This is a genomic window from Methylobacterium sp. Ger2507, from assembly GCF_055231875.1.
The window spans coordinates 4,921,029-4,933,495 of record NZ_JBUYVC010000001.1 but is presented as its reverse complement, the minus strand read 5'-3'; the positions used below and the strand labels follow the sequence as shown (position 1 = coordinate 4,933,495).

At 69.1% G+C, this 12,467-nt stretch carries 10 protein-coding genes; 6 read left to right on the top strand and 4 right to left on the bottom strand.

What is annotated here, in order from left to right:
- Positions 1-204 precede the first annotated feature (204 nt).
- The 3 genes from ubiG (at position 205) to ACV7NL_RS22750 (ending at position 2,648) form a co-directional block, all read left to right on the top strand.
- Positions 205-951 carry a bifunctional 2-polyprenyl-6-hydroxyphenol methylase/3-demethylubiquinol 3-O-methyltransferase UbiG gene (gene ubiG, locus ACV7NL_RS22760; RefSeq protein WP_463356956.1) on the top strand — a complete coding sequence of 249 codons (747 nt, stop codon included), beginning with the start codon at positions 205-207 and terminating at the stop codon, positions 949-951.
- A 50-nt stretch (positions 952-1,001) separates the two neighbouring features.
- Positions 1,002-1,562, top strand: a complete 561-nt coding sequence (locus tag ACV7NL_RS22755; protein WP_463356955.1) for a YbhB/YbcL family Raf kinase inhibitor-like protein — start codon at positions 1,002-1,004, stop codon at positions 1,560-1,562.
- A gap of 111 nt (positions 1,563-1,673) precedes the next feature.
- Positions 1,674-2,648 carry an NADPH:quinone oxidoreductase family protein gene (locus ACV7NL_RS22750; RefSeq protein WP_463356954.1) on the top strand — a complete coding sequence of 325 codons (975 nt, stop codon included), beginning with the start codon at positions 1,674-1,676 and terminating at the stop codon, positions 2,646-2,648.
- Positions 2,649-2,999: 351 nt separating this feature from the next.
- On the opposite strand, the gene ACV7NL_RS22745 is transcribed toward ACV7NL_RS22750, so the two are convergent.
- From ACV7NL_RS22745 to ACV7NL_RS22735, 3 genes are all read right to left on the bottom strand, one after another.
- A complete protein-coding gene (locus tag ACV7NL_RS22745) occupies positions 3,000-4,013 on the bottom strand; it encodes an adenosine kinase (RefSeq protein WP_463356953.1) in 1,014 nt (337 codons plus the stop codon).
- 92 nt (positions 4,014-4,105) lie between these two features.
- Positions 4,106-4,438 (bottom strand): hypothetical protein, encoded by a 333-nt coding sequence (locus ACV7NL_RS22740; RefSeq protein WP_463356952.1) that lies wholly within the window; start codon positions 4,436-4,438, stop codon positions 4,106-4,108.
- Positions 4,439-4,652: 214 nt separating this feature from the next.
- A complete protein-coding gene (locus ACV7NL_RS22735) occupies positions 4,653-5,579 on the bottom strand; it encodes a protein-methionine-sulfoxide reductase heme-binding subunit MsrQ (protein WP_463356951.1) in 927 nt (308 codons plus the stop codon).
- A 244-nt stretch (positions 5,580-5,823) separates the two neighbouring features.
- Between ACV7NL_RS22735 and ligA the strand changes: the two genes are divergently transcribed.
- Entirely contained in the window at positions 5,824-8,277 is a 2,454-nt protein-coding gene (ligA, locus tag ACV7NL_RS22730; RefSeq protein ID WP_463356950.1) for an NAD-dependent DNA ligase LigA, read from the top strand.
- Positions 8,278-8,365: 88 nt separating this feature from the next.
- Positions 8,366-9,241, top strand: coding sequence for a 3'-5' exonuclease (locus ACV7NL_RS22725; RefSeq protein ID WP_056188541.1), 876 nt, complete (start codon positions 8,366-8,368; stop codon positions 9,239-9,241).
- Positions 9,242-9,306: 65 nt separating this feature from the next.
- Here ACV7NL_RS22725 and ACV7NL_RS22720 read toward each other — a convergent pair whose 3' ends face one another.
- A complete protein-coding gene (locus ACV7NL_RS22720) occupies positions 9,307-11,511 on the bottom strand; it encodes a 3-hydroxyacyl-CoA dehydrogenase NAD-binding domain-containing protein (RefSeq protein ID WP_463356949.1) in 2,205 nt (734 codons plus the stop codon).
- A gap of 119 nt (positions 11,512-11,630) precedes the next feature.
- Between ACV7NL_RS22720 and ACV7NL_RS22715 the strand changes: the two genes are divergently transcribed.
- The gene (locus tag ACV7NL_RS22715) at positions 11,631-12,416 is read left to right on the top strand and encodes an EAL domain-containing protein (RefSeq protein ID WP_463356948.1); all 786 of its coding nucleotides are present in this window, start codon (positions 11,631-11,633) and stop codon (positions 12,414-12,416) included.
- The last annotated feature ends 51 nt before the right edge of the window (positions 12,417-12,467 follow it).

The following is a 12,467-nucleotide window of genomic DNA, read 5'->3' as shown; positions in this document are numbered from 1 at the left end:
GTGGCAAGAGCCAAGGATAGCGGCAGGAGCCAGGGGAAGCGCAACAGCTAGGGATTCGGCCGGTCTCGGGTCGAAATTTCCACGCCCCGTACCGCCTGCCGCGTCGCTTGGCTGCTGTACCGGACAGGGCTTCGGCGGGTACAAGGGCCGCCCGGGCGTGTCAACAAGGGGGTACGCCCACCCCGCACGAGACATGCCGAGACGATGACCGGACCCACAGGCGCCTCCATCGACCGCGACGAGGTCGCCCGCTTCGAGGCCATTGCGGCCACTTGGTGGGACGAGGCCGGCCCGATGCGGGTCCTGCACCGCTTCAACCCGGTCCGCCTCGCTTACGTGCGGGATGCCGCCGCCCGCCATTTCGGGCGCGACCCGAAGGCGCCTTTTCCCCTCGATGGCCTCGCCCTTGTGGATATCGGCTGCGGCGGCGGCGTCCTGTCCGAGCCGCTGGCGCGCCTCGGTGCAATGGTCACGGGCCTCGATCCGGCTCCCACCAACGTCAAGGTGGCCCAGGCCCACGCCGATGCCGAGGGCGTGCCGGTCGATTATCGGGCGCGCACCATCGAGGACGTGGTGGTCGGCGGCGAGCGCTTCGACATCGTGCTCGCCATGGAGGTGGTGGAGCACGTAGTCGATATGCCGGCCTTCGTGGCGCAGGCGGCCCGCGCGGTGAAGCCGGGCGGCCTGCTGTTCGCCGCCACCATCAACAGGACGCTGCGGTCCTACGCCCTGGCCATCGTGGGGGCGGAATACGTCCTCGGCTGGCTGCCGAAGGGCACCCACGACTGGGACAAATTCGTTCGGCCCGACGAACTCACCCGCGCCGTCGAGGCCGGCGGACTGCGCGTGACCGACACCACAGGCGTGGTCTTCAACCCGCTCGACGGCTCGTGGCGCCCGAGCCGGGACACCGCAGTCAACTACATGATCGCGGCGCAGCGCCCGGCCTGAACCTTCGGTCTGGCAAGGGGTTGGTCGGCGTATCCGCCGGGAGATCGCCGTTGCTCGAGAAAATTCCGCATGCCGTGGGCGCCGCCCTGTCTGGCCTTAAGGCCGGGCTGGACAGGACCGCCTACCGGACCGATTTCGCCGCGGCGCCGGAGGGCCTGACGCTCACCAGTCCCGCCTTCGACGACGGCGCTGCGATGCCGGCGCGCTTCACCGCGGACGGGGAAGGCACCTCGCCGCCGCTGGCCTGGACCGGCCTGCCCGCCGGCACTGCCCGCGTCGTGCTGCTCGTCGAGGATGCCGGAAGCCCGACGCCGAATCCCCTCGTCCACCTGATCGCCTGGGACCTCGATCCCGATGCGCCGCTATCGGAAGGCGCGGCGAGCCAAGCCGGTTCGTGTCTCGCTCTCGGCAAGAACAGCTTTCTGAAATCCGGCTGGCTGCCGCCCGATCCGCCCATTGGCCACGGGGCGCACGTCTACCTGTTCCAGACCTATGCCCTCGACCGGGCGCTGGATCTGCCCCAGCATCCCGGCCGAGGTGCCTTGCTGGAGGCGATGGCGGGACGCGTGCTTGCCAAGGGCTGTCTGGTGGGAACCTACGAACGCCCCTGACGGCCGCAGCGCCTGCACTCTGGATCGCGGTGCCTGCACTTTGGACCGCAGTGCTTGCGCAGGCCGCCGTGTCGGTGCAAGCGCCGATGCGAACATCAGGGAGGTGTGGGCATGAAGGCGCTGCTGTGTACCCGACTTGGGGGACCTGAGGATCTGGAACTCGCCGATCTGCCGGACCCGGTGGCCGGTCCGGGCGAGGCCGTGATCCGCATCACGCTGGCGGCGCTCAACTTCTTCGACACCCTGATCATCGCCGGGCGCTATCAGGTGAAGCCTGAACTCCCGTTCTCTCCCGGCGGCGAGGCCTGCGGCGTGATCGAGGCTTTGGGCGAGGGGGCCGAGGACTTTTCGGTGGGCGACCGCGTCATCGTCCACCAGAAGTTCGGCACCTGCCGCGCGCGGATCGCCGTCGCCACCCGGCACCTCACCCCCGTGCCGGACGGCGTCTCGGACGAGCAGGCCGCCGGGCTGACCATCACCTACGGGACCTCGCTCCACGCCCTGCGCGACCGCGCCCGGCTTCAGCCCGGCGAGACCCTGGCGGTGCTCGGCGCCTCGGGCGGCGTCGGCCTCGCGGCAGTGGAACTCGGGGCGATCCTGGGCGCCCGCATCATCGCCTGCGCGTCCTCGCCGGAGAAGCTCGCCGTGGCCGAGGCGCACGGCGCCACGATGGGCCTCGATTACGCCGCCGACAACCTGCGCGAGGGCCTGCGCCGCCTCACCGAGGGGGAGGGGGTCGACGTGATCTATGATCCCATCGGCGGCGACTACGCCGAGCCCGCCCTGCGCTCGCTCGGCTGGAAGGGGCGCTACCTGGTGATCGGGTTCGCTGCCGGTGACATCCCCCGCATTCCCCTCAACCTTGCCCTCCTGAAGGGCATCGACATCCAGGGCGTGCACTGGGGCGTCTTCGTCGAGCGCGAGCCCGAGGCGCATCGGGCCAACCAGGAGCAGTTGCTGGCCTGGGTGGCGGAGGGACGCCTGACCGCCAAGGTCCACGGCGTCTATCCGCTCGCCGAATACGCCGAGGCCCTGGGCATCCTCAAGCGGCGCGAGGCCGTGGGCAAGGTGTTGCTGCGGATGTGAACGGCACGCCTCTTACTCGTCAGTCCTGGCGCCCGTAACTGTGCGACCCTACCCAGGGGGCCGCCGCGCGACGCGCGTCGCTCCCGCTTTGACAGGGGGATCGCACAGGCGTGCTCCACGAGCCGGAAAGGCTCGTGGAGCACGCCGTCACCCCGGGGCCGCTCAGCGGAGCCCGGGACCCAGAAGCACTGGTATTGCAAGGCTTTCCACGGTCGGCGGCTCTGGATAGCCCACCGTCGGCGTCTCTGAATTCCGGGTTCGCCTGCTGCGCCCCGGAATCACGCGCGGTTCAGACGCAATCATCGCCCCACACAGGCGGAGCGAAGAGACGGCACCTCGGCTTTCAGCCCCTCAGAGCAGGCCCTGGGCCTTGGCCAGCGCCACCAGGTCGTGTTGGGGCCGGGCGCCGATGTGCTGGATGACCTCGGCGGCAGCCAGCGCACCGAGGCGGGCGCTGGCGACGTGATCGAGGCCGCGGGCATGACCGGCAAGGAAGCCGGCGGCGAACAGGTCGCCGGCGCCGGTGGTGTCGACGAGTTCATGCACCGGGGAGGCGGGGACCGATTGCACGTCGCCGCCCTGGATCACCAGGGCGCCCTCGGCCGAGCGGGTGACGAGGCCGAGCAGGTCCTTGCCGCGCGCGGCGCTCTCGTCGCGCAGCGCCCGGATCGCCGCATCGGCGTCCTCGGTCTCGTACAGGCTCTGCAATTCGGCCATGTTGGCGAACAGAATGTCGACGCTGCCGTCGCGGATCAGGCCCAGGAATTCCTCCCGGTAGCGTCCGACGCAGAAGGCATCCGACAGGGTCAGGGCCGCCGCGTTTCCGGCCTTGTGAGCGATAGTCACGGCCTTTCGGAACGCGTCCTTGGCGGCCGGCGGGTCCCACAGGTAGCCTTCGAGATAGACCACGCGGGCGGATGCCACCGTCGCCTCGTCCACATCGGCCGGGGACAGGCCCTGGCAGGCGCCCAGATAGGTGTTCATGGTGCGCTCGCCATCCGGCGTCACCAGGATGAAGCAGCGGGCGGTGGCCGGCCCGTCGGTGGCGGCGGCGATCGGGAAGCGGACGCCCGTGGCCTTGAGATCGTGGGCGAACAGGCCGCCGAGTTCATCGTCGCGGACCTTGCCGACGAAGCTCGTCCTGGCGCCCAGCATGGCGGCGCCCACCGCCGTGTTGGCGCCGGACCCACCCGACACGATGGTGGCCGGACCCATGGCGGCGAACAGGGACTCGGCCCGCGCCTCATCGATCAGTTGCATCGCACCCTTGGGCACGCCCTGGGCCGCGAGGAAATCCTCATCGGTCTGGGCGATCAGGTCGACGATGGCATTGCCGAGGACGAGGAGGTCGAGGGATTCGGACATCGGGCCGTCCAGTCTGGCGTGCGGGATAAAAACTGCGCTGCGCTGTGGCATCGCCCCTCGCGGGGGTCAACCCGCGGTCCGACGCCAAGGGTTCACTGGAAAATCTTGACCTCGCACTGGGCGTACTCGTTGCTCGCCTTCACGTAGTTGGTCAGAGCCTGGATATAGGCCTCCAGCTTGGGTCGGAACGCGGCGATCTCGACGTTGTAGGCCTTGATCGCGTCATTGTAGCTGTAGGCTTCCCAGCCCGGGCATCCACCCTTTGCGTCCAGGCAAGGCGGCTTGGCGGGCAGCGTCGGCTTGATCGGACGCGTCGCGGTCGACGGGGCCTCCGGCGGCGTGCAGGCCGCCGAAGCCGCATCGCTCATCAGCAGGCACCCGAGCGCGAACGCCCCGAGCGGGCCGCGGCCAATCCACTTGCGCATGCTGGGCGTTCCTTGCGTGTTGCTGGTTCGGTTCATGCCCGCGGGATGACGGGTCGACAAGCGCCACACTGGTAAACGCCTGTGCGCCGAGCCGACGCAACGCGTATCGGACCGGCTCGGCTTGTCATCGAGGGCATCCCGCTGGAACAGACCTGCCGCTGACGGGAATTTTCGATCGAAACGATCATCACGCAAAATTCTGGGTGCTCGGGGCTCAGCCGGCAGCCACCGGCCGGCGCGCGGGCATCGCCGCGGCCGACTCCGCGACCGGACCCGCAGCGGCTTTTCCGGATGCCCCCCGCCCCTTGCCGCCCAGGCCTACCCGCACCGCGTTGACCACCGGTACGCACAGCCCGAGGGCCAATACCCACCAAGCCGGTCGGATGGTATCCGGAACGTCGAGGTTGGCCGCAAGCACCAGGCTCGCTGGGATGCCGCTGGCCGCGCCGTACCAGGCTGCCTCGAGCAGGGCGGTCAGGAGAGCGGCCGCCAGGGCTAAGCCGAGCAACGTCAGCGGGTTGGTGGGCCACCGGAGCCGCTGCATGGCGCGATGGCCCATCAGCAACAGGAAGGCGCCGGTCCAGAACACCGGGTCGGAGACGTCGATCTTGGCCTGGAGATAATAGTGGATCAGGCCGAGGACAGCGATCGCGTAGACCATCCTGTGAAGGCGCGGCCAAGCCTTGCCGAGCCGGCGAATCATTCCGTCCGTCGAGGTGACGCCGAGCACCACGAGGCCGAGGAGCGCCACGAAGCCGATGGTCAGGTAGATCCGGGTCAGGATCTCCGTGACGACCTTGGTGAGCACGAAGTTCTGATCGACGACGTAGAGCATCAGGTGGATCAGCCCGTAGGCCAGCACGGTCAGCCCGAGCATGCGCCGCACCAGGATCAGCTTCGGCAGGTTCGCCACGCGCCGCAGGGGCGTCACCGCCAGCGACAGCATGAGGAATCGGACCGCCCATTCCCCGGTGCCGTGCAGCAGGGCGGTGATCGGCTTGGCCCCGAGCGCATCGGCCGCGTAGGCGCCCGCGAGCCAAAGGCCCGGCACCAGGGCGAACAGGAAGGTGGCGAGCTTCAGGCCGGAGACGCGACCGGCGCGGTCGCGCCAGGGCGCGGAGAAGGCGGGCGGGGCTGGCATGGCGATCCGGAATCGTTGATCGGTTGCGTGAAGAGATAGGGTCTGGGTGGACCCGGTGAGGCGGCGCGGCGTCGCAGGCAGGCAGGCGGGTCACGGCGATGCGACGGCACCAGGGACTCATTCGCCAGCGGCGCGCGCGGGTTACAGGCTGTGGAGGGCGGTGCGTCAGCCGGAACCTCTTCCCGTGCGGCGGCGGTTTCCGATTGCTATAAGCGCACCCCGCACCCGACCACGAAGCCGCTTCATGTCCGCAGACAACGCCGTCGACAGCCTCGAGACGATGACGCCGGAGGCGGCGCGGGCCGAGCACGCCGATCTCTCCGAGCGGATCGCTGAAGCCGACCGGCTCTATCACCAGGAGGACGCGCCCGAGATTACGGATGCGGAATACGACGCCCTGCGCCGGCGCCTGGAAACGATCGAGGCGCGGTTCCCGGATCTCGCCGGGACGGGCGCTGCCAGCACATCGGTGGGTGCCAAGCCATCCGAGAAATTCGCCAAGGTCCGGCATGCCGTGCCGATGCTCTCGCTCGGCAACGCCTTCGCGGACGAGGAGGTGACCGACTTCGTCGCCCGCGTCCGGCGCTTCCTGAACTGGCCGGAGGCGGAGCCGCTGGCCTTTACGGCCGAGCCGAAGATCGACGGGCTCTCGCTCGCACTCCGCTATGAGGACGGGCGCCTCGTCACCGCCGCGACCCGCGGCGACGGCGAGGTCGGCGAGGACGTCACCGCCAATGCCCGCACGGTGTCGGACATCCCGCAGCGGCTTGCAGGTCACGACGTGCCGCCGGTCTGCGAGGTGCGGGGCGAGGTCTACCTTTCGCACGCGGATTTCGCCGCCATCAACGCCCGTCAGGAGGCTGCCGGCAAGGCGCTGTTCGCAAACCCGCGCAACGCCGCGGCCGGTTCGCTGCGGCAACTCGACCCGGAGATCACCCGGTCGCGTCCGCTCAAGTTCTTCGCCTATGCGTGGGGCGAGGTGGTGCCGGCGCTCAACGGGACGCAGCATGGCGTGCTGGAGCGGTTCCGCGCCTGGGGCCTGCCGGTCAACGACCGGACGAAGCTGTGCCCCGACGCCGAGGCGATGATCGCGCATTACCGCAACATCGAGGCGGAGCGCGCCAGCCTCGGCTACGACATCGATGGCGTGGTCTACAAGGTCGACGACCTCGCATTGCAGCGCCGCCTCGGCTTCGTCTCGCGCTCGCCGCGCTGGGCGCTCGCCCACAAGTTCGCGGCCCAGAAGGCGCTGACGGTGGTCGAGGACATCGAGATCAATGTCGGGCGTACCGGCTCCCTCAATCCGCTGGCGAAGCTCAGGCCGGTGACGGTGGGCGGTGTCGTAGTGTCGAACGCCACCCTGCACAACGAGGGCTATGTCCAAGGTGTCGGGGCCGACGGCGAGCCGATCCGCGACGGGCGCGACATCCGGGTCGGCGACACCGTCGTGGTGCAGCGCGCCGGCGACGTGATCCCGAAGGTCATGGACGTGGTGCTGGAGAAGCGCCCGCCCGATGCGAAGCCCTACGCCTTTCCAACCCACTGCCCCGCCTGCCGCAGCCGGGCGGTGCGCGAGATTAACCCGCGCACGGGTAAGCCCGACGCCGTGCGACGCTGCACCGGAGGGCTGATCTGTCCCGCGCAGGGAGTGGAGCGCCTGAAGCACTTCGTCTCGCGCAACGGCTTCGACCTCGAGGGCTTCGGCCAGACCTATATCGAGGTTCTGTTCGAGGCCGGGCTGGTTCGCCAGCCGGCCGACCTGTTCCGCCTCGACTTCGAGCCTCTCAAGGCCGCCATCGTGGCCCGCCGCGAAGCCCTTTCGGCCGAGCGCCGGACGGAGGGCGCGCCGGCCCCGAAGAAGCCGACCAAGAAGAAAGGCGAGGAGGAGGACAAGGCAATCAAGAACCTCCTCGCCTCGGTGGAGGATCGCCGCAGCCTGCCGCTCAACCGGTTTCTCTTCGCACTAGGCATCCCGGACATCGGCGAATCCACCGCCAAGGCGCTGGCCAAACGGTTTTCCGACATGCCGGCGCTGATGGAGGGCGTTGCGGCTGCGAGCCGCGATCAGGCCGGACCGGACTGGATCGAGCTGTCCGCGCTCTCGCGCATCGGGCCGACCACCCGCGACCGGCTCCTGGAATTCGGTTTTCCCCGCGACGGGACGGTGGTTGACGCGGTCGAGGGGGACGAGGCGCAGCCGCAAGGCCATGTCCGCCTCTCCGCCCCCCAGCGCGCCAGCCTTGTGACCCATTACGGCGACGCGGATGCCATCGCGGCGGGCTTGGCGCGGGCGGCCGGGCAGCGCCCCGGCGATGCGTATCGCCACTTCGCCGACGATGGCGAGATCGGCCCGGTGGCGACGGATTCGCTGATCGCTTTCTTCGCCGAGCCCCACAACGACGCGGCGGTCCGGGCCCTGCTCGCCGAAGTGAAGACCGAGCCGATGGCGGCCCCGGCCTCCGCCACGGCCTTCGCTGGCAAGACGGTGGTGTTCACCGGCAGCCTCGAACAGATGACCCGCTCCGAGGCGAAGGCCACCGCCGAGCGCCTGGGTGCCAAGGTCTCGGGTTCGGTCTCGGCCAAGACCGACCTCGTGGTGGCGGGCCCGGGCGCGGGCTCCAAGCTGAAAGACGCCCAGAAGCACGGCGTCGAGGTCATCAGCGAGGAGGCATGGCTGGCGCTCGTCGCCAGCGCTTGAGCCGGGAATTGCGGGCGCCTAGACTCCGGTGATCATCTTTCCGAGAGCCTGGCTGCGTTCGGCCGGGACAGGCCCCCGCGACCCCCGCATGACCGTCATCGCCATCGATTTCGAGACCGCCAACGAGCGGCGCGACAGCGCCTGTGCCGTTGGGCTCGCCTGGATCGCCGGCGGCCGGGTGGTGCGGCGGGAATCCCGCCTGATCCGTCCGCCAGAGCTGCGCTTCTCGCCCGGCAACATCCGGGTCCACGGAATCGTGCCGGCCGACGTGCGCCACCGGCCGGACTTCCCCACCGTGATGGCGGAGTTTTTGCCTGACCTCGCCTCCGGCCTGATCCTCGCGCACAATGCCGGATTCGACATGGGCGTGCTGCGCGCCTCGCTCGCGGCTTATGGCGTGCAGCCGCCGGCCTTCGCCTATCTCTGCACCCTGCAGATCGCCCGGCGGGTATTTCCAGCGGAGGAGGGCTGCGGCCTCGGCAAGGTGGCGGCGCGCCTCGGCATCCGCTTCGAGCACCACGATGCCGGCGAGGATGCCTATGCCTGTGCCGAGATCGCGCTTGCCGCCGCGCGGCAGACCGGCGCGCCGGACGTGCCCGCCCTGGCGCGGGCGATCCACCTGCCGATCACTCGGTTGCCGGAAGGGCCCGATGCGGCCGCGCGCGCCCCGAGCCGCCCGGGCTCGCTTACGGACCGCGCCCGGATGGCGGCGGGTGCGCGCTCCGCTTCGTCGCCAGGCCTGCACTTCGCGGTGCGCGGCAGCAGCGGCAACCGCTACGCCGTCACCCTCGAGGATCGCAGCACCGGGCCGCACCTGCGCTGTACCTGCATGGCCGGGCGCTACGGCACTCGCTGCCGCCACGTGAAGGCTCTGCTCGATGGCGACATCACCGACCTTCTGTCGAGCAACCACGACGACGTCGCAGTGCTGCGGGTTCGGATGACGGCAACTTCATCGGGGTGAGGCGCGGCGTCCGCCTCACCCGTCGTGGGGTCCGCCCGGAGATATGCCGGGCGGTAGTCTGCGGCCTACGCCGCCTTCTTCGCCGCCGCGTCGCCATAGAACGTGCCGCCCCGGGCGGCCATGTCCAGGAGGTTTTGCGGCACGGCGAAGCGCGGGCCGTGCTTGGCTTCCAGCCCCTGCGCCAGCGTCACGAAGGCCTGCGCGCCCATGAAGTCGATGTAGGACAGGGCGCCGCCGGTGAAGGGGGCGAAGCCGAAGCCCAAAATCGAGCCGACATCCGCTTCGCGTGGATCGGTGACCACGCCCTCGCCGACGGTGCGGGCGGCTTCCAGGGCTTGCACCACCAGCAGGCGCTGCTTCAGCTCCATGAAATCCACCGCGTCGGGATCGACCTTGGTCGCCTGCAGGGCGGTGAGCCCGGGCCACAGGCGCTTCGGCGCGCCTTCGGGGTAATCGTAGAACCCCTTCTTGTTCTTGCGCCCCAATCGTCCCTCGCCCTCCACGAGGGTGGTGAGCAGCGCCTTCTGGGCCGGGTCGATGCTGTCGGCGCCGAGCTGCGCCTCCGTCGCCTTGACGATCTTCAGGGCGAGATCGACCGCGACCTCGTCGGTCAGCGAGAGCGGGCCGACCGGCATGCCCGCCTGGCGGCCGGCATTCTCGATCATCGCCGCCGGGATGCCTTCGTTGAGCATGGTGTGGCCCTCGAGCAGGTAGGCGCCGACGCACCGGTTGGCGAAGAAGCCGCGCGCGTCGTTGACGACGATCGGGGTCTTCTCGATCGCCCGGACGTAATCGAGGGCGGTGGCCAGCGCGGCGTCGCCGGTCTGGTCACCCTTGATGATCTCGACCAGCATCATCTTCTCCACCGGCGAGAAGAAATGGATGCCGACGAACTGCTCCGGCCGGGACGACGTCTTGGCAAGCCCGGTGATCGGCAGGGTCGAAGTGTTCGAGGCGAAAATCGTCTCCGGCCGGATCGCGGCCTCGACCTTGGCGATGACCTCGGCCTTGACCTTCGGGTCCTCGAACACCGCCTCGATGACGAGGTCGCAGGCGCCGAGATCGGCATAGTCGGCGCTGGTGCGGATGCGACCCAACAGGGCGTCGCGATCGGCGGTCTTGGCCCGGCCCTTGTTGATCTGGTCGGTGACGAGCTTGTGGGCGTAGGCCTTGCCCTTCTCGGCCGCCTCGATCGACTGGTCGACGAGCACCACCTCCATCCCGGCATTGGCGGAGACATAGGCGACGCCCGCGCCCATGAAGCCGGCGCCGACGACGCCGACGGTCTTCACCACCATGGCGGGCACGTCCTTCGGGCGGCGCGCGCCCTTGTTCAATTCACCCATCGAGAGGAACAGCGTGCGGATCATCGCCGCCGCTTCCTTGGTGCGCAGAATATGGGCGAAGTAGCGGCTCTCGACGCGCAGGGCCTGATCCATCGGCAGCTGCAAGCCCTCGTAGACCGAGGCCAGGATCGCCTTCGCGGCTGGGTAGTTGTCGTGCGTCTCGCGCCGATAGATGGCGTTGGCCGGGGGCCAGATCATCATGCCGGCCGGCGAGTAGACCTTGCCGGAGGGCGCCTTGAACTTCGGCTGGTCCCAGGGGGCTACGGCCGAGCCACCGGCGGCGATCCAGGCCTTGGCCCTGGCGACGATCTCGTCCCTGGGCGCGACCTCCTGCGCGAGGCCCATGTTCTTGGCCATCGCGGGGCGGATCTGCTCGCCCTTGAACAGCATCTGCAGGGCGTCCCCGGTCTGCATCAGGCGGGCCACCCGCTGGGTGCCGCCGCCGCCCGGGAACAACCCGACCTTGATTTCCGGCAGACCGACGCGGGTCTTCGGGTCGTCCGAGAGCACGCGGTGATGGCAGGCCAATGCCAGTTCGAAAGCGCCGCCGAGACAGATGCCGTTCACCGCCGCTGCGAAGGGCTTGCCGCAGGTTTCCAGCTTTCGGAATACCAGGGTGAGCTTGCGCGACTCGTCGAAGAAGTGGCGCATCGCCGCCTCCTCGCCACGTTCGGCCTTCAGCGCCTCGTAGGCGCGGCCGAGGCCCTGCAGCATCGTCAGGTCGGCGCCGCCCGAGAAGTTGTCCTTGCCCGAGACGATGACGCAGCCCTTGATGGCGGCATCCGCCACCACGGCGTCGATGATCTGACCCAATTCATCCATCACCGCGTCGGTGAAGACGTTCATGGAGCGGCCCGGCATGTCCCAGGTCGCCAGCGCGATCCCATCGGCATCGGTTTCGAGTCGGAAATTGGTGAGATTCATCGCTGATCCTCGGATTCGTGACCGGTGGGCGGCTTTGGCTTGCGCGCTTAAGCCAATGTCAAAACTTGCGGATGCATGCCGAATTGCCGGGGGGCATGCTGCTGGGACAGGACAAGACCATGACCGCTCGGATCGGCTGCAAGGGCTGCAGCGAAGGAGCCGAACTCGACTTCAGCTTTACCATGGCGTTCCAGCCGATCCTCGACCTCGCCGAACAGCGCGTCTGGGGCTACGAGGCCCTGGTGCGTGGCGCGGGCGGAGAATCCGCCGCCTCGATTCTCGGGCGGGTGACGCCCGAGACCGTCTACCGCTTCGATCAGGCGGCGCGGGTGAAGGCGATCGAACTGGCCGGGCGTCTGTTCCCGGCCGACGACGCGACCCGGCTGTCGATCAACTTCATGCCGAACGCGGTCTACGAGCCGGCGGCCTGCATTCGTTCGTCCCTGGAGGCGGCGCGCAAGGCCGGCTTCGCCCATGACCGGATCATGTTCGAGTTCACCGAGAACGAGAAGTTCCGCGACACCGCCCATGTCACCCGCATCGTGGCCGAGTACCGCCGCCAGGGCTTCCTGACCGCCCTGGATGATTTCGGCGCCGGCTTCGCCGGGCTGAACCTGCTGGCGAATTTTCAGCCCGACCTGATCAAGATCGACATGGACCTCCTGCGCGGCATCGACAGCGATCAGCGCCGCCAGATCATCGTGGCGGGCATCATCGGCATCGCCCGCTCGCTGGGCATTGCGGTGATCGCCGAGGGTGTCGAGACGGCGGCCGAACTCGACACCCTGCGGAGCCTCGGAGCGAATCTGTTCCAGGGCTACCATTTCGCCAAGCCCCATCTCGAAGCGCTGCCGCAGGTGTCCGGCTTCCCGGTGGCAGGCACCCCGAGACCCGCTTTGCAATGACCGGTTTGGCAATGACCGGTTTGGCAATGACCGGCTCTTCCGGGGGCGGGC